Raw genomic sequence first — 17,108 nt, 5'->3', positions numbered from 1 at the left:
CCGGAGGATTCAAGCTGGGTCTTCTCCACGCGTAGACCCCTCCGCGACCGCGACCACGATCTCCAAGTGGCACAGTAGTGCCACATTGGTCTCTTCAACGCCGTACTCTTCCCTGAGGCTAGATGATGCCTCGTGGATCCTCCAAGAATTTGATCACTGAGTCCGGCACCACGATGCCGGGGTTCAAATCAGGGGAAGGCGCCGCTGAGGCGTTCACGTGGTCGAAAGTGACGATGCCTCCCCACGCTGATGAGGCAACATCGTCGACGTCATCGTCCGGCATGCCGTCGGAGATCCGCAGCGACCATTCCGAGATGGGCATCTCCAAAAGCAATGTCGCCGCGAGTTCTTTCCGCTTGGAGGCCCGTGTTTCATGTGACCTACCCGGGAGTATCCGGTCGGTGAAGCTGGCCAGCACCGTCTCATGCTGATCGGGTTCAACGGGTGTGAAACGTCCGAATAGAACCGCGCTCTGATAGAGGATCGATGATTCGAACATGGACCGTGCGACGACGATGCCCGATACACGCGTGATCGCGACCGAGGTTTCCTGTTCTTGAATCGCCCGCATCCATCGCGAACCAGTTGACCCGTGAATCACGATTTTGTCGTTGGCGACCGCGAACGCCGTGGGCATGGCCACAGCACGCCCGCCGACGATGACCCCGACGTGAGCGAGAACCGTTCGAGCGAACAGCTCATCAAGGAGATCTCGGTCTGTCGACATGAGCTCCGGAAGGCGCCGCGGATGAAGCGTCGCAGGATTAAGTTGGTGAGGCATGCTCCACTTTCTTGGCCCGCTGTCTGGAATCGGGTCGCTCCATCGTCGAATGAGTGAGGCACTTGGTGAAGGCCAAAATCTACTGTGGTCTACAGACCAATTTCGTGGGTCGCTTTTCGTATGGTTTTGCAGACCTGCTCAATCCCGGTGACAAGGCGCGGTATCGATTCCGCGCCGTAGCCAATGACGAGCGCCCCGGATGACTCTGTTCCCGTTGTTAGCTCAGCGACTCCCTCCACGTGCACTCCGATTTCGCGCAGATTGGCCACGATTGTGCCCTCCGAGAGTTCACCCGTAAGTGGCACCACGACATGCAGGCCGCCGTCGATTCCCTGAACGTCGATCCCATTCTCATGAAACACACGGAGCACCACATTTCGGCGGTGCCGATACTCGCGACCTATTCGTGCCACAGCCCGCTTGAATCCGCCGCCTTCTAAGAATTCGATGAGCGCGGTTTGGGCGAATCCCGGCACGCTGGATCCCATCGCGTTACGCGCGCCGAGCAATGCCGTGCGCAGTGTGCTCGAGCTCTGCGGAAGAACGATCATGCCGGTCCGGAGCGTGGGCGAGAGCACCTTGTTGAGGCTCGCAATAAACACTGTGTTGCCGTACGGATCCATCGACGCGACCGCAGGAAGCACCGCGCCGGCATGACGGAATTCGCTGTCGTAATCGTCCTCGATGACGATGACGGCATGCGCGTGAGCCCAATCCAGGATTGCGAGTCGCTCGCTCGCAGGAAGCCGTCCGCCGAGCGGAAACTGATGGCTCGGGGTTAGCATCACCGCATCGAGGCGGATGCGAGCGTTCAATTCCTGAAGGTCTCTGCACCTCATTCCGTTCTCGCCGACACTGACTGGGTGGATGCGGGCGCCAGTGGCCACAAGTGAGGCGGCACCCTCCGGGTAGCCCGGGTCTTCGATTGCAACGGTGATCACGCCGGAGGTGCTGAGTTGGCGGAGCGCCAGACCGATGAGGACTAGGGCTTCGGAGGTGCCGGAGGTCAGGATGACGTCGACAGCGGAGCACGGAATCCCACGTGAGATTCGAGTATGCGCGGCGAGGAGTCGCCGAAGCGGCAACTCGCCCTGGGGAGGCGGCGAATCGCTCTGCCACGGCATCCGAGCAGCGCGCGACAGCGCTCGAACCCAATCGTGGTGCGGGGTCCGAGCAACGTACGGTCGACCAGGGCGAAGATCGATGTAGTCGGTGTGTCGTGCGGCAACGGATGCCGAGTTCTCTGTCGGACAATCCGAGTCCGGAACACGACCGAGCCAGGCGGGCAAGTCCGCTGAAACTCGGGTGCCCGATCCTTGCACGCTCTCGAGGAAGCCCTCTCCGATGAGATGTTCGTAGGCGGCCACCACGACGGAACGCGAGACCCCCAACGACGCTGCGAGACGACGCGACGCGGGCAGGCCGTCGCCGGCGAGCAGACGTCCGATGAGGATTGCGGATCGAATCTGGAGGACAAGCTGATCTGTCAGCGAATTCGACGCACTGCGTTGGACCGTCAGGTTCGGCAGCAGTTCCATTCGCAACTCTCATTGTTTCGTCGATTGGTCTGGATGACACTAGTCGATCTCGCCTGAAACGAGGAGCCATTCTGCCGTAAGTGCGGATTCGAGCCCCGCCGAATCCGAACTTGAGCATCATTCTCACTGCCGAAGTGAGGGCGCGACCAAGAGGCGAGTAAATGAGCGATGCGATCAAGACGAGTCGGCGTCTCAATATGTGTCACGGTTTCGCGCCGCATTCGTAAGCCCGCGACACCCATACAACCTTCGGTTTTCGAGGCAAATTTCCCGATAGGCGACGCATTCCGGTGAATAGTTGAGGCTTGTCAACGGAATTCGTATTCTTATCTTCGGTCGCACGTGCTAACGTCCATCTGTCGTATTCCCTCGAACGACACTTGGAGATGCAATGACGCATGAAAACCTCGAGACCGAGACCTCGCACCTGCGAGCGGTCGAATACGAACAGCACCAGCTGCAGGCCGATGGCGTGAGCCCGGCTGGATCGATTGTGATGGCCGTAGCCGGCAGTGCGCCCGCCTACTCGATCGCCGCCACCACCGCGACCCTCGTGGGTGTCGCGGGTCTCGGTGCCCCGGGTGCCCTGCTCTGGTGCGGGTTGCCAATGCTCGGTATCGCGTGGGCATTCCTTTACCTCGGCCGTGTTGACGTCCACGCGGGCGCCTCCTACTCGTGGGTTGCCCGCGGCCTGCACCCGATCCTCGGATTCCTCTCGGGTTGGGCGCTCGTGGTCTCGGCAACGATCTTCATGGTCGCCGGCGCTCTTCCTGCCGGGGCCATGACCGTGTCGCTCTTTGCGCCCGAGCAGGCGAACAATGTGCCCCTCATCACCGGCGTCGGCGCGCTCTGGTTCCTCGTCATGGCCGCCTGCGTGATCTTCGGCGTGACCGTCACAGCACGCGCGCAGTGGATTATGTCGATCGCTGAGGTCGGCATCCTTGTCGTCTTCGCCGCCATCGCAATTTTCCGCGCATCGACGAGCCCACATGCCGGTCCGAATTTCTCGTGGGATTGGCTTGGCTTCTCGCACCTCTCGGGAGCCGGCGTCTTCGTCGCAGCCGCCCTGATCGCCGCCTTCTACTACTGGGGGTGGGATGTTGCCGCCAACCTGAACGAAGAGACCAAGGATGGCCACAAGTCGGCCGGCTCGGCGGGGATCATCGGTGTTGTGATCGTGTTCCTCCTCTTCGAAATCTTCACGATCGCGACCCTTGTCATGCTCCCGACCAAGACCATCGAAGACAACAGTGCCAATATTCTCTCTGTGCTCGGCGACGTCGTCTGGCCGGGCATCGGCGGCAAGCTGCTGATCATCGCAGTCGCCCTGTCGACCATCGCAACCCTCGAGACCACGCTTATCCAGGTCACTCGTACCCTGTTCGCGATGGGCCGCGACCGCACCATCCCGTTCGCCTTCGGCAAAATCAACCGTCGCTGGAAGACGCCGGTCTTCGCGACCGTCGTCATCATTGGCGTTTCGCTCGTGCTGTTCATCGGCTCGAATTTTCTCGGTAGCGTCGGCGAAATCCTCTCGAATGCGATCCTCTCGATCGGGCTCCAGATTGCCTTCTACTACGCGTTGGCCGGACTCGCGGTGGTCATTGGATTCCGAAAGGTGATTTTCAAGTCGGTGAAGAACTTCATCTTCATCGGACTGTGGCCGTTGATTGGCGCAGGCTTCATGATTTTCATCTTCTTCAGCTCGATCCCGAACAATTCCCAGATCGTCAACATCCTGGGGATCGGCCTGATCGCGCTCGGCATCGTGCCGATGGTGGTCTATTACCCCAAGGCGCGCGCGTATTACACGCGCCGCCCACTCGAGGTTCCCGAGGACTTCGAGGCGTAGTCCTCGGCTCGTGACCCTCGGCAGCGGCGCTGCTGAGGGTCACGTTTCTCCTCGTCAGCTTCCCTTCGACATCGCGCTAGTTGTCCGCCCACACCTCGTCGATCGGGATGTCTCGCTGCAGGATTTTCGATGCCGCGCGGTGGCCGGAGTCAGGCACATGCCCCAGCAATAGCCCCTGAGCTACTTCGGAAGTCGGGGGGTCTCCGCCTCCCTCACCTACGAAGTGTGAACCCGACTAGGGCCGCGTGTGCGGACGGTCCCACTGGGATCAGCGGGGCAAGATCACGCTGATCTGGCCGCGGATGTTCTCGATAATCTCTTCGGCTCCGGTGTGCGCGGTCACGGCGCTGGCCATGGTCACGTACGTGATCGACGAGACAACACGGGCAAGGGTGGCGGCATCGAGTTCGGTGATGCCCTCGTCGCGCCTGAGAATGTCGGTGACGGCTTGTTCTGTCTGAGAGACAATGTTCAGGGCTTCGGCGTGATGCGGCTCATTGGGATCTCCGAAGACCATCTCGCGCAGGTAGGTGCGCCCGTTGTCGACCTGGACCCGGTTGCACTCCACGATTGGCCTGACGATCGCAAGTATGGCGTCGGGAACACCGGGCGTCGTCTCGGCATCAGCCTGGCCTTTGGCAAGCGCCGCGGCGTAGTGAGTGTTCTGTACGAGCAGCAAAAGCTCGCCCTTGGTTTTGGCATACAAGAACAAGGTGCCGGCGCCGATGTCGGCCTTGTCGGCGATCTGCTGGGTGGTGACCTCATCGACGCCCTGTTCGGCGAAGAGTTCACTGGCTGCTGCAATGATGCGTTCGAGCTTGGCCCGCTTGTTCCGCTCGCGCCGACCGAGTGACTGGGCTGCGAGTGACATGGTGACTCTCCTCGAATGAACTCTGACTGTACTTAGTTATGAGTGAAGTCGCTGTCGTTTGGGCTCGGATGTGCCTGGACTCATTCTCTCACGGTGGCTCGAGATGAGTTCAAGGCCGGCCTAGGTGCGCGTCTTTCGTCGTGATGGTTGTTTCGCTCATGATCGATCCTTCCTCGCGTGACGGTGAGAGTGGCTACCGGGCGAGGAACTTCACGGCGATAGGGGCGAACTTTTCGTGGAACTGGAAGATGCCGCCGTGGCCGGAGTCGGGGTAGATGATCAGCTCACTGCCTGTGATCCGCTGGTGCAGGTCTTCGGAGAGAATCGAGGGAACCATACGGTCGTTGTCGCCGTTGGCGACGAGCGTCGGCTGGGTGATGATCGACAGATCCGACGGCGTGGCGCGGCCGAACCGTTGGATGGCTTTCAATTGGGTCTGGAATGCCTTGGTCTTGATCGGCTTGTCCCGGTCGACAGGGCGTTCTTTGAGACGTTCGATGAACGCCTTCCCCGCCGCTTTACCCGTGGCATTCCGGTTGAAGAAGAGAAACTGCTTCGGGTCCGACCGAGTCAGAGCGGCGCGCAGAATGTCGTAATAGGTGGTGCCGACGACTTTGTCCATGTCCTTCCCGCCGCGCGGCCCGGTGCCGGTGAGGACGAGCTTGCGGACCAGCTCCGGATGTTTCACGGTGAGGTCCTGGGCGATCATGCCGCCCATGGAGAAGGAGAAGATGTCGATCAGGTTGTAGCCAAGGGCTCTGATGAATGTGTAGGCCTGGTCCGCGGCTTGTTCCAGGGTGTCGGGGAAGGTGCCGGAGGATGCCCCGACGCCGGGCTGGTCGAACGTGATCACGTGACGGTTCGCGGCGATCGGGTCGATGATGCGGGGGTCCCAGTTGTCCAGGGTGGCGGCGAGGTGGACGAAGAATACGACTGGAATACCGCCCTTCGGCCCCAGCTCGCGGTAAGCGTAGGTGACGCCGCCGGCGGTAATGGTTTTGGCGGGGGCTTTCGCGTAGGACGTGATGACAGGTTCGTTGTCGGTGGTGCTCATGATGGGTGTCCTTTGTGGTTGTTGTTGATGAGGACGTTCGTGAAGCGGCGGGAGCTGCTCAGGTGTTGGTGACGACGACTTTGCCGCGGAACCCGCCCCGAGCCAGGGCAGTTAGCGCTTGCGGGGTCTGATCGAAGGGAAAAGACTTTCCGACGAGAGGACGGATGGCTCCGGCGTCGACGAGCGCGGTGATCTCCCGCAACTGGTCGCCGCTGGCGCTCATGAACAGGAACTCGTAGCTGACGCCCAGTTTTTTCGCGTGCTTGCGGATTTTGCTGCTCAGGGCCGTGACGGCCACGCGCAGTACCGGGTTCAAGCCGGCCTTGCGGGCGAATGCGGGGTCTGGGGGGCCGGAGACTCCGATGGCTGTCCCTCCGGGCTTCAAGGTGCGGAGGGATTTCTCGAGGTTCACCCCGCCGAGGCTGTCGAGCACGAGATCGTAGCCGGAGAGTTCCTGTTCGAAGTCCTGGGTGCGGTAGTCGATCACGATGTCGGCACCGAGCTCGCGCAGGAAATCCGCGTTAGAACCACTGGCGGTGGTCGAGACGTGTGCGCCGAGGTGTTTGGCGAGCTGGATGGCGATCGAGCCGAGTCCACCGGCGCCGGCGTGAATGAGTACTTTCTGTCCGGGTTGCACGTCGCCGCGTTCGACGAGCGCCTGCCATGCCGTCAAGGCGACCAAAGGGAGCGAAGCGGCCTCCACTGCATCGATGGTTTCGGGCTGCGGTGCAAGGTCCGACTCGTCGACCGCGATGCGTTCGGCGAAGGTGCCGGTTCGGCCGTCGCGGGTTCGCCCATAGACCTGGTCGCCGGGCTTGAAGGCGCGCACTTGTGCCCCGACCTGCATGACGATGCCTGCGACGTCGTGGCCGAGAGTGAGGGGGAGCTTGTAGGGGAGAATCTGTTTGAACTCGCCGGCCCGCAGCTTCTCATCCAACTGATTCAGACCCGCAGCGACCACCCGCACGAGGACATCCCGGTCGCCGACGGTCGGCTCAGGGATATCCGCTTCGTGGAGCGGACCGGTGTACTTCTCGAGGACAAATGCTCGCATGGTGTTGTTCTTCCCTATCTAGCTGTTGTGGCAAAAGTGTGGGTGTCAGCGACCCAGAAAGTCGCGGGCGGAATCGACATACGCGTCGTCGCAGGTCTCGCCCATCCATTCAATCCGACTATGCTCAATTCTGAGTGGACTCATAATATTTGTCAAGGGAGGTCGACATGAATGAAATACGAATCTCCACGGGCGGCGCGAATGCGCCAGAAAGGACAAGCGGGACCGCATCATGACGGCCGCTCGGGAACTGATCACGGCCTGAGGCGTCGGGGGAGTGGCTACCCAGCAGATCGCCGACGTCGCCGACGTGGCCAACGGCACCCTTTACCTGCACGCGTCAACGAAGGCAGAGTTGTTGATCATGGTGCAGAACGAAACGGCTCAGCCATCCGCCCCGCAGAGGCGCGAACACTCAGAACGGAGCACCACAATGAGCACCACCCACTTTGACATCGTCATCCTCGGCGCCGGCCCCGGCGGCTATGTTGCCGCTATCCGCGCAGCCCAACTCGGCAAGACCGTTGCCGTGATCGAAAAGCAATATTGGGGCGGAGTGTGCTTGAACGTCGGCTGCATCCCTTCCAAAGCACTGTTGCGCAACGCAGAACTCGCCCACATCTTCCAGCATGAGGCCGACCTGTTCGGTATCCGCGGCGACGTCACTTTCGACTATGGAGCCGCCTTCGAACGCAGCCGCACCGTCGCCGACGGGCGAGTCAAAGGCGTGCATTTCCTGATGAAGAAGAATGCCATCACCGAGATCGACGGCCACGGTACCTTCACCGACCCTCAGACCATCGAGGTGACCCTCACCAGTGGCGGCACGCAGGCCGTTACCTTCGACGACGCCATCATCGCCACCGGATCCACCGTCCGCCTCCTGCCCGGCGTCGAAGTCAGCGAGAACATCGTGACCTATGAGGAGCAGATCCTCTCCAGGGAACTACCGGAATCCATCGTGATCGTGGGTGCCGGTGCGATCGGCATGGAGTTCGCATACGTCCTGGTGAACTATGGCGTCAAGGTCGCCATCATCGAATACCTCGACCGGGCACTGCCCAACGAGGATGCCGAGGTATCGAAAGAGATCACCCGCCAGTACAAGAAGCTCGGCATCGACATCCTCACCTCCACCAAGGTCGAATCCATCGAGGACGACGGCACATCCGTCACCGTCGCTTACGCCGACGCGAATGGCGTGCGCTCGAGCATCCGTACCGACAAGGTGCTCATGTCAGTCGGATTCGCCCCCCGCACGGCCGGCTTCGGGCTCGAAACCACTGGCGTCGACCTCACCGAACATGGAGCGATCGGCATCGATGAATACATGCGCACGAACGTGCCGCACCTCTATGCCATCGGCGACGTCACCGCGAAACTCCAGCTCGCACACGTCGCCGAAGCCCAGGGCGTCGTCGCCGCCGAGGCCATCGCGGGAGCTGAAACAATGCCCTTGGGCGACTACCGGATGATGCCGCGCGCCACCTTCAGCCAGCCCCAGGTCGCCTCCTTCGGCCTGACCGAACAGCAAGCCCGCGACGAAGGACACACCATCACGGTCGCCAAGTTCCCCTTTACCGCCAACGGCAAAGCCCAGGGACTCGGGGAGCCGGGCGGTTTCGTCAAGCTCATCGCGGACGCCCAGTATGGGGAACTCCTTGGCGCGCACATGATCGGTGCCGATGTCGCCGAACTCCTCCCTGAGCTCACCCTCGCACAGAAGTGGGACCTCACTGCAACCGAACTCGCCCGCAATGTGCACACCCATCCCACCCTCGGTGAAGCGCTTCAAGAAGGATTCCACGGCCTGATCGGACACATGATCAACCTCTGATGTCGCTGCTAGCACAACCGGCTTTTCGCGAGTAATCGCACCTCGTCGCGGTCGTCTCGCACGAACATCTTCACATCACCGCGTTGATCCCGTGGCGAAATATGCCGGTGAAGTCGCACTTTGTCACCACGCGGATGCCATGATCGGGTTACAGACCCGTCATCGTGACGAAGAGGAGAGACGACATGGCAAACCGGGCGAAGCACGAGAAGCACGCACAGGCTGCAATTGCCCAGGCCCGCACGGCAATCGAGGCCGCCGTCAAGGCGGCGAAGAAGGCGGACAAGTTCACCCGCAAGGAAGCCGCCGCTCTTGAGCGTACGTTGCAGAAGGGCGTGGAGAAATCTCGTACTGTGCTTAAGCCGGGCGAGAGCGGGAAAACCGTCAAGGAAAGCAAGCCGGCGAAGGTGGCCAAGCCGGCGAAGGTGGCCAAGCCGTCGAAGGTGGCCAAGCCGTCAAAGGTGGCCAAGTCGTCTGAGGTGGCCAAGCCATCGAAGAAGGTTAAGCCCACGACGCCAGCGAAGAAAGACAGGGCCGCGAACAAAACCACCCGATCCGTGACTGCCAGTGGCACGGTCAGCTCCGCTGTATCGCTCACAGCCGCGGAACCCGCAGCGGCCGACTCCCCGTCGCCGGTGGGCGCGCCCTCCACGCCGGTGATACCTGAACCCACATTGGCGCAGCTGCGCGACCAGGCGAAGGCGGCCGGCCTGTCTGGCTTCTCGAGGCTGAACAAGGCAGACCTGAGCGCTTTCCTCGCCAAGCACTAGGCCTCATCCCTTCTATTCACCCGCCCGTTACCCGGCCGGGCTATCGTGGCGGATTCGTCCGGCGAGCTATCGCCCGGAAGAGGGCCCAGAGACAGGAAGCAATGTGACGCATGTGGATACGCGGCAACTCGTGTTGCTGCGCGGCGATCAGGCTGCGCCGCCGCGTACCTTGCTCGACATCCTGCGTGACACGACCGCGCGACATCCGGAAGCCTCTGCCATCGAAGATGCGAACGGCTCTCTCAGCTACCGCGAACTCATGGCGCGGGTCGTGCACGCCGCGGGTCGTCTCCTCGCCGAAGGCGTGCGCCGCGGTGACCGGGTGGGTATTCGAATGCCGTCAGGATCGTCCGAGCTGTACATCTCAATCCTTGCGGTTCTCGCTGCCGGGGCAGCCTACGTGCCCGTCGACGCAGACGACCCTCAGGAACGAGCCGACCTGGTCTTCGGAGACGCAGGCGTCAGCGGTGTGATCACTACGGGCGGCACCTTCGTTGCAGTGAGAAGTGGCGAAGAACGAGGCGCGAACGACCCACTCTTCGACTCGCACCCGCCGCATGCGAGCACCCACAGTCATCCAATTGTCGACCCGCCCCGGCCGGAGGACGACGCCTGGATCATCTTCACGTCCGGGTCAACCGGGCGCCCCAAGGGCGTCGCCGTCAGCCACCGATCCGCGGCGGCGTTCGTCGATGCTGAAAGCCGGCTGTTCCTCCGAGACGAACCGCTCGGTCCGGGCGACCGACTGATGGCCGGTCTGTCGGTCGCATTCGATGCCTCGTGTGAAGAGATGTGGCTGGCGTGGGGGAGCGGCGCCTGTCTCGTGCCTGCCCCGCGCGCCTTGGTGCGCACGGGAATGGACCTCGGGCCTTGGCTCACGGCCCGAGGCATCACCGTCGTCTCGACGGTGCCGACGCTCGCGGCGCTGTGGCCGCAGGAGTCCCTCGAGAACGTGCGCCTGCTGATCTTCGGCGGGGAAGCCTGCCCGCCCGAACTCGTCGAGCGGCTCGCCGTGGACGGACGAGAGGTGTGGAACACCTACGGTCCGACCGAGGCAACGGTCGTTGCCTGCGCTGCTCTGCTCGATGGACGCGCGCCGATTCGAATCGGACTACCTCTCGACGGCTGGGACCTCGCCGTCGTGGACCCCGACGGGGAGCAGGTGGCGGAAGGCATGGTGGGGGAACTCATCATCGGCGGGGTCGGGTTGGGGCGATACCTCGACCCAGTGAAGGACGCGGAGAAGTACGCCCCGCACCCGGAACTGGGCTGGACCAGGGCTTACCGGAGCGGCGACCTCGTTCGCAACGAAGCCGAGGGCCTCATCTTTCAGGGGCGCGTCGACGACCAGGTGAAAGTCGGCGGCCGAAGGATCGAACTCGGCGAGATCGAGTCGGCCCTTCAGCTGCTCGACGGCGTGGCAGCTGCGGCTGTCGCGCTGCGCGACACGCAGGCCGGGAACCAGGTTCTTGTCGGCTACGTCGCGATGGCGGACGGTGCCGTTCTGCACCGTGGACTGGCTTTGGCCCGACTGCGCGAGGAGCTTCCCGCTGCCCTCATTCCCTTGCTGGCCGAGGTCGACCAATTGCCGACCCGCACGTCAGGCAAGGTCGACAAGAGCGCGCTACCGTGGCCGCTGCCCGGTGTCGACGCCGACGGCGAGAAATCGGAACTCACCCCGATGCAGGCCCGGCTTTCTGCGCAGTGGGAGACCGTCCTCGGCGTCCCGGTGACCGACGTCGACGCGAATTTTTTCGACCTTGGCGGCGGTTCCCTCGCCGCGGCCCAGCTGGTGAGCAGCATCCGACAGCACGATCCCGGATTCACCGTCGCCGACATCTACTCGCACCCGCGGCTCGGAGCTATGGCCGATGAACTCGACGCGCGTCTCCCGGAGATTCCGGTCGCGCCTCGGGAGTACCACCGGGTGACGCCGACGCCGCGCCGCATGCAGGTTCTGCAGACAGTTCTGTCGATCCCACTTCAGATGCTCGCCGGGGTGCGCTGGCTGCTCTACGTCTTGGTCGTGGGAACCGTCTTGCACGGGGTGGGCGGATTCGAGGTGCTGCCGACGGCGCCGTGGTGGGCGCTGATTCCCGCGCTCATCGTCTGTGCCACGCCGTTCGGACGCATGGCCATCTCCGTCGTGGCTGCACGGATGCTGCTGGCTGGGCTGCGCCCCGGCGACTATCCACGCGGGGGCGGGGTGCATCTTCGCCTGTGGCTGGCGGAACAGGTCGCCGAACAGATCGGGGCGGTGAATCTGTCCGGTGCGCCGTGGATCAGCTACTACGCCAAGGCGCTCGGCGCCACGATCGGACCGGATGTCGACCTTCACACCCTCCCGCCGGTCACAGGGATGCTCCGGATCGGAGCGGGGGCGGCGATCGAACCGGAGGTGGATCTCGCCGGATACTGGATCGACGGCGACGCCGTGCGGATCGGCGAGATCCGGATCGGAGCGAACAGCACAGTCGGAGCACGCAGCACCCTGCTTCCCGGCACCAAAATCGGTCGCGGTGCGGAGATCGCGCCCGGCTCTGCCGTCTTCGGCCGCGTGCCCTCCGCACAATTGTGGGCGGGATCGCCGGCGCAACGCATCGGCAAAGTCCGGGCATGGTGGCCGGGGGAGCGCCCCCCTCGCAAGACCCGGTGGGTCGCGGCCTTCGGCCTCTCAGCGGTCGCCATCGCAGCAATTCCCGTGCTGTCATTTCTGGCGGGGTTCGTGCTCATCGCTGTAGCGATCCGCGATTCGGCGTCGCTGGCCGAGGCTGCAATCCGCGCCTTCGGGATGCTCGTGCCGGCCACGCTGCTGTCCGGCGTCGTCATGGCCGGGCTCGTCGTCATTCTCGTGCGGCTCCTCGGACTCGCCGTGCGCGAGGGCACCTACCCGGTGCGCAGCCGCACGGGATGGCAGGTCTGGACGATCGAACGCCTGCTTGACCTGAGCCGGACACTGCTGTTCCCGCTCTACTCCAGCCTGTTCACACCGGTCTGGTTGCGGATGCTCGGAGCGAAAGTCGGCCGCGATGTCGAAGCATCCACGGTGCTCCTTGTCCCATCGATGACGACCGTGCGCGACGGCACTTTCCTCGCCGACGACACAATGATCGCGCCGTACGAGCTTGGCGGCGGATGGTTGCGGATCGCCGCGATCGACATCGGCGAACGCGCCTTCATCGGAAACTCCGGCATCGTGCCTGCAGGCCACAAGGTGCCGAGGGACGGCCTCATCGCGGTGCTCTCGTCGGCGCCGCCGAAATCCAAGCCTGGTTCGTCGTGGCTGGGATCGCCGGCGGTGCGACTGCGTCGAACGGTGGCGGCATCAGACGACAGTCTCACGTTCCACCCGCCTGCGCGCCTGCGTGTCGCACGCAGCCTCTGGGAGCTCACCCGGATCATCCCGGTGCTCGTCACGGCCGGGATCGGCCTGGGTGTGCTCGTCGGCATCGCGGCGCTGATCGACCTGGCCGGCATTTGGCCGACCATATTGCTAGGTGGTTTCGTCATGCTCGTGGCGGGCGCCGCCGCCGCGGCAACCACCACGATCGCGAAGTGGGCGCTGGTGGGTCGCATGAAAGCCGTGGAGCATCCGCTCTGGTCTTCATTCGTGTGGCGCACCGAAGTCTCCGACGTGTTCGTCGAAATGGTCGCCGCGCCGTGGTTTGCGAACGCGACCGTGGGCACGCCCGCCCTGGTCTGGTGGCTGAGGAGCATGGGAACCACGATCGGGCGTGGCGTCTGGTGCGAAACCTACTGGTTGCCCGAACCAGATCTCGCGACATTGCACGACGGCGCCACGGTGAATCGGGGCTGTGTTGTGCAGACTCACCTTTTTCATGATCGAATCATGAGCATGGACACCGTCACCCTCGATGAGGGCGCCACTCTCGGCCCGCACAGCGTCATCCTTCCCGCCGCGCGCATCGGGGCGCATGCCACGATCGGCCCGGCATCCCTTGTCATGCGCGGAGAAGTCGTTCCGCAGGGGAGCCGCTGGAGCGGCAATCCGATCGGCCCGTGGCGGGATGTGACCACGCGCGACTACCACGCCGCGGCCATCTGATGACGACGGTCGGCATCGGTGCGAGCACGGCGCATGACCCCTATGTTCCGGCCAGCGGCAACCGCGGCTACCAGGTAGACCACTACGGGCTCGATCTGCAGTACAAAACGGCGACGAACCGGCTGGAGGCCGTGGCGACGATCAGTGCCGTCAGCAATCAGGAGCTGAGCCGGTTCACCCTGGACCTGAGCCGGTTGCAGGTATCCCGGGTGTCGGTCGACGGCCAACGGGCGGTTCGGGCTCAGTCCACTGGCAAACTGACCGTCGTGCCGCTACTGCCCATCCCCGCCGGTACGGCTTTCACGGTTGTCGTCGAGTATTCCGGCTCACCGGCGCCACGGCGAAGCAAATGGGGGCTCGTCGGCTGGGAGGAACTCACCGACGGTGTGATCGTCGCCTCCCAACCCACCGGGTCGCCGAGCTGGTTCCCCTGCAACGATCACCCGGCCGACAGGGCGCGATACAGCATCCGGGTAACCACCGAGCAGGCATACACCGTGATCTGCAACGGCGTGCTCACCGCCCACACCGTGGCATCGGGTCGGGGCACCTGGCTGTACGAACAGGTCGAACCAACGTCGACCTACTTGGCGACCGTGCAGATCGGCCGCTACACGGTCGACGAGGTGCAACTCGGCGCCGTGCCTGCTCGGCTCGCCTACCCGAAACAGCTGCAGGCCCGTGTGCGCACCGACTTCGCCCTTTTGCCCGCGATGATGGGCTATTTCGAGAGCGTCTTCGGGGCGTATCCCTTTGGCACCTACACCGCCGTCGTCACCTCCGATGATCTCGAAATCCCGCTCGAAGCGCAGTCGATGGCGATCTTCGGCGCTAACCACGTCGACGGTTTCGGTGGCGAGGAGCGGCTCTTCGCGCACGAGCTCGCCCACCAATGGTTCGGCAACAGCGTGGGCCTCGCTGGCTGGCAGCACATCTGGCTCAATGAGGGTTTCGCGTGCTACGCCGAATGGCTCTGGTCTGAGCACTCCGGCAAAGAAACTGCGGAGGTGCTTGCCCGGGGATTCCACGCACAGCTCATGACTGGGCCGCAGGACATCCTGCTCGGTGATCCCGGACCGGTCAACATGTTCGACGACCGCATCTACAAACGGGGCGCGCTCACTCTCCATGCACTGCGTACCATGCTCGGCGAGCAACCGTTCTTCACGATGCTGCGCGAGTGGGCGACGAAGAACGGTTCCGCAACCCCGGTCAATTCGGATGACTTCCGTGCGCATGCGGGCCGGTACAGCGATCGACCGCTCGACGGGTTGTTCGACGCCTGGCTGTTGAGCCGGGCGCTGCCCCCACTCCCGGAGCGTATGCCGGGCCAAAGGCCGAGCTGAGAACGAATCGTGGATCGAAGTCTGGTTCGGCGAAACGATACAGCGTGCCTTCCAGCTCAGCTCCGTGTGTGGTCACCCGTACCTGCCGGGGGTCGACCCGCAGGGCGCGGCCATCCGCTTTCAGCACAGCCTCGATGCGGGTCCAATGGCGAAGCGGATGCTCGGTGTCACCGGCAACCTGACGGATCCCCTGGAGTTGACCGGCGCTGACTGCGCATGGCTCGACGTCGATGCCGATCGGTCTGCCCAGGCTTGTCGCCACGAGCACCATTCCGGCGCACGCGGAGACGCTGAGCGACAGCGCACGTGCTTCGTCGCTCGGCCCGGTCGCGACGGGTCGCCCGTGAGGGCCGCCGCAGTCGGTGCAGCGTGCGTCGATCGTGACCTCGGCGGGACGACACCCGATCTGCTCGGCGACCAGTTCGCGCAGGAGTAGACGGCCCCAGAGCAAGCGCTCTCTGGCCGATGCCGAGAGCGTGGTTGCATATCGCGACCGCTCGTCGGCCGAGAGAAGCCCGATCGCTCGCGTCTCATCACCGACCAGGGCAGCGGGCTCAGCCCAGCGCATCCAGCTGTCGGTGCTGAGTTGAAGGGTGCCCACCCACCTATTCTCGCGCCATCGCACGGAACCCGCGGCTTGGTGGCGCAACGTGCGCGAAGCGACCATGATGGGCCGTGACGCGGTTTGCATTGGAGGCTACGGATGATGATCGTCTCTGAGTCGGCGTGGGGGCTTCGGGCAGCCGCTGCGGTGGGGATCGCCTTCGCGGTGGTCGGGCTCGCTGGTTGCACAGGTGAAGTCAGCAGTGTTGATCGCGCCCAGGCGCAGGTCTCCCTCAAGGAGAAGGCGGTGAATGACGCCGAGGCGGAGTTCGCAGCTGCGTCGGAGACGTTCTGTGAGGCGAGCAAAACCTACGTAGTCGCCCTCGATCGGTATGGCGACGTGCTGAACGACACCGCGCCCACCGTCGGCGATGTCAGGGAGGCAGGCACCGACCTCGCCAAGCCCCGCGATAGTGCCCTCGATGGTGCCGAACAAGCCGTCGCAGCCCACCAGGATCTCGTCCTTGCGGAACAGGAATTGACTGAGGCTCGCGCGGCACTGGAACAGGCCACGGCGGGCCCGTCGGGCTCGCCGAGTGACGCCGGTGCTGGCACGACACAACCGACAACGAGCCCACTTCCGCCCAGCGCGACCGTCGACCGGGTCAAACAGGCTGAGTCGGAGTTCGCTACTGCACAAGGCTCGATCACCGAGCAGACAGCGTTGGCGGTCGCGTCCGAGCAGTTTAACGCCGCGGCCGTCGCCCTGGAGTTGGCCTGGTTGCGTCTCGTTGTCGATGCCGGATGCGTCACCGATCAGCAGGCGCTGGAGGCCGAGGCAGCCGCAAGTACATATACGGCAGCGCTGCAACAGGACCTTGCCGACACCGGATATTACGACGGTGAGGTCGACGGCGTGTATGGGCCGGCGACGGTCGCATCGGTCGAAGCGCTGCAACAGGCGAACGGGCTACCGGTGACGGGGACGGTCGACAAGGCGACCGCCGACGCTCTGCATGTCGAACTCCTCGCGCTCGGCGGGGCGGCCGCTCAAGAATCCCTGGTATCGACAGCCGCCGTCCAGCAGTCTCTGAAGCTCGTCGGCTTCTGGCCCGGAGCGGTGGACGGCATCTGGACATCCGAGCTGACTGAGGCAGTCAAGGCGTTCCAGTCAAAGTTGGGTGTCGAGCCGACCGGCGCTGTGGATGCGGCCACGATCAGCGCGTTTCAGAAGGCGATCGCGGAGCTCAACCAGCCGGAATCGCCCGCAAGCCCAGTGCCCGAGAGCCCAGTGCCCGAGAGCCCAGCGCCGACGCCGTCGAGCTCCGAGGAACCGTAGAACCGTGCCTGCCAGGCTTGAAAATCAGGCGCTACGGCTCTCCGCGTTCGATGTCCG

Annotated in this window: 12 protein-coding genes; 7 read left to right on the top strand and 5 right to left on the bottom strand. The window is 63.7% G+C overall.

All coding sequences use genetic code 11. The features are described 5' to 3' along the window. Nucleotides 1-118: 118 nt before the first annotated feature. Both AC1DCF_RS00990 and pdxR read right to left on the bottom strand, forming a co-directional pair. Nucleotides 119-727: a pyridoxamine 5'-phosphate oxidase family protein gene (locus AC1DCF_RS00990; protein ID WP_477209814.1), complete on the bottom strand. Its 609-nt coding sequence runs from the start codon at nucleotides 725-727 to the stop codon at nucleotides 119-121. Nucleotides 728-870: 143 nt separating this feature from the next. Further along, nucleotides 871-2,319, bottom strand: coding sequence for a MocR-like pyridoxine biosynthesis transcription factor PdxR (gene pdxR / locus AC1DCF_RS00985; RefSeq protein WP_477209388.1), 1,449 nt, complete (start codon nucleotides 2,317-2,319; stop codon nucleotides 871-873). A 391-nt stretch (nucleotides 2,320-2,710) separates the two neighbouring features. Here pdxR and AC1DCF_RS00980 point away from each other — a divergent pair, with 391 nt between their 5' ends. Next, nucleotides 2,711-4,171, top strand: a complete 1,461-nt coding sequence (locus tag AC1DCF_RS00980; protein WP_477209387.1) for an APC family permease — start codon at nucleotides 2,711-2,713, stop codon at nucleotides 4,169-4,171. Between the two features lie 268 nt (nucleotides 4,172-4,439). Here AC1DCF_RS00980 and AC1DCF_RS00975 read toward each other — a convergent pair whose 3' ends face one another. The 3 genes from AC1DCF_RS00975 to AC1DCF_RS00965 form a co-directional block, all read right to left on the bottom strand. Further along, complete coding sequence (locus tag AC1DCF_RS00975; RefSeq protein WP_477209386.1) at nucleotides 4,440-5,042, bottom strand: TetR/AcrR family transcriptional regulator; 603 nt, start codon at nucleotides 5,040-5,042, stop codon at nucleotides 4,440-4,442. A gap of 193 nt (nucleotides 5,043-5,235) precedes the next feature. Beyond that, the gene (locus AC1DCF_RS00970) at nucleotides 5,236-6,096 is read right to left on the bottom strand and encodes an alpha/beta fold hydrolase (RefSeq protein ID WP_477209385.1); all 861 of its coding nucleotides are present in this window, start codon (nucleotides 6,094-6,096) and stop codon (nucleotides 5,236-5,238) included. A gap of 58 nt (nucleotides 6,097-6,154) precedes the next feature. Further along, entirely contained in the window at nucleotides 6,155-7,150 is a 996-nt protein-coding gene (locus AC1DCF_RS00965) for an NADP-dependent oxidoreductase (protein WP_477209384.1), read from the bottom strand. A gap of 433 nt (nucleotides 7,151-7,583) precedes the next feature. Here AC1DCF_RS00965 and lpdA point away from each other — a divergent pair, with 433 nt between their 5' ends. The 6 genes from lpdA (at nucleotide 7,584) to AC1DCF_RS00935 (ending at nucleotide 17,051) form a co-directional block, all read left to right on the top strand. Next, nucleotides 7,584-8,987, top strand: a complete 1,404-nt coding sequence (lpdA, locus tag AC1DCF_RS00960; protein ID WP_477209813.1) for a dihydrolipoyl dehydrogenase — start codon at nucleotides 7,584-7,586, stop codon at nucleotides 8,985-8,987. Nucleotides 8,988-9,172: 185 nt separating this feature from the next. Further along, complete coding sequence (locus AC1DCF_RS00955; protein WP_477209383.1) at nucleotides 9,173-9,757, top strand: hypothetical protein; 585 nt, start codon at nucleotides 9,173-9,175, stop codon at nucleotides 9,755-9,757. 103 nt (nucleotides 9,758-9,860) lie between these two features. Further along, the gene (locus tag AC1DCF_RS00950; RefSeq protein WP_477209382.1) at nucleotides 9,861-13,823 is read left to right on the top strand and encodes a Pls/PosA family non-ribosomal peptide synthetase; all 3,963 of its coding nucleotides are present in this window, start codon (nucleotides 9,861-9,863) and stop codon (nucleotides 13,821-13,823) included. Then, nucleotides 13,823-15,169: a M1 family metallopeptidase gene (locus AC1DCF_RS00945; RefSeq protein ID WP_477209381.1), complete on the top strand. Its 1,347-nt coding sequence runs from the start codon at nucleotides 13,823-13,825 to the stop codon at nucleotides 15,167-15,169. The genes AC1DCF_RS00950 and AC1DCF_RS00945 overlap by 1 nt, the downstream gene beginning before the upstream one ends. Before the next feature lie 64 nt (nucleotides 15,170-15,233). Continuing rightward, nucleotides 15,234-15,605, top strand: a complete 372-nt coding sequence (locus AC1DCF_RS00940) for a hypothetical protein (RefSeq protein ID WP_477209380.1) — start codon at nucleotides 15,234-15,236, stop codon at nucleotides 15,603-15,605. A 267-nt stretch (nucleotides 15,606-15,872) separates the two neighbouring features. Next, a complete protein-coding gene (locus tag AC1DCF_RS00935; RefSeq protein ID WP_477209379.1) occupies nucleotides 15,873-17,051 on the top strand; it encodes a peptidoglycan-binding domain-containing protein in 1,179 nt (392 codons plus the stop codon). Nucleotides 17,052-17,108 lie beyond the last annotated feature (57 nt).

Source organism: Leifsonia sp. 10L418, from assembly GCF_056395445.1.
The sequence above is the reverse complement of the archived record's forward strand: the minus strand, read 5'-3'. Positions and strand labels throughout refer to the sequence as shown.

Coding starts and splice junctions, on each gene's coding strand:
- AC1DCF_RS00935 (WP_477209379.1), top strand. CDS start 15,873: ATGATGATCGTCTCTGAGTCGGCGTGGGGGCTTCGGGCAGCCGCTGCG.
- AC1DCF_RS00970 (WP_477209385.1), bottom strand. CDS start 6,096: ATGAGCACCACCGACAACGAACCTGTCATCACGTCCTACGCGAAAGCC.
- pdxR (WP_477209388.1), bottom strand. CDS start 2,319: ATGGAACTGCTGCCGAACCTGACGGTCCAACGCAGTGCGTCGAATTCG.
- AC1DCF_RS00975 (WP_477209386.1), bottom strand. CDS start 5,042: ATGTCACTCGCAGCCCAGTCACTCGGTCGGCGCGAGCGGAACAAGCGG.
- AC1DCF_RS00990 (WP_477209814.1), bottom strand. CDS start 727: ATGTCGACAGACCGAGATCTCCTTGATGAGCTGTTCGCTCGAACGGTT.
- AC1DCF_RS00945 (WP_477209381.1), top strand. CDS start 13,823: ATGACGACGGTCGGCATCGGTGCGAGCACGGCGCATGACCCCTATGTT.
- AC1DCF_RS00965 (WP_477209384.1), bottom strand. CDS start 7,150: ATGCGAGCATTTGTCCTCGAGAAGTACACCGGTCCGCTCCACGAAGCG.
- lpdA (WP_477209813.1), top strand. CDS start 7,584: ATGAGCACCACCCACTTTGACATCGTCATCCTCGGCGCCGGCCCCGGC.
- AC1DCF_RS00980 (WP_477209387.1), top strand. CDS start 2,711: ATGACGCATGAAAACCTCGAGACCGAGACCTCGCACCTGCGAGCGGTC.
- AC1DCF_RS00955 (WP_477209383.1), top strand. CDS start 9,173: ATGGCAAACCGGGCGAAGCACGAGAAGCACGCACAGGCTGCAATTGCC.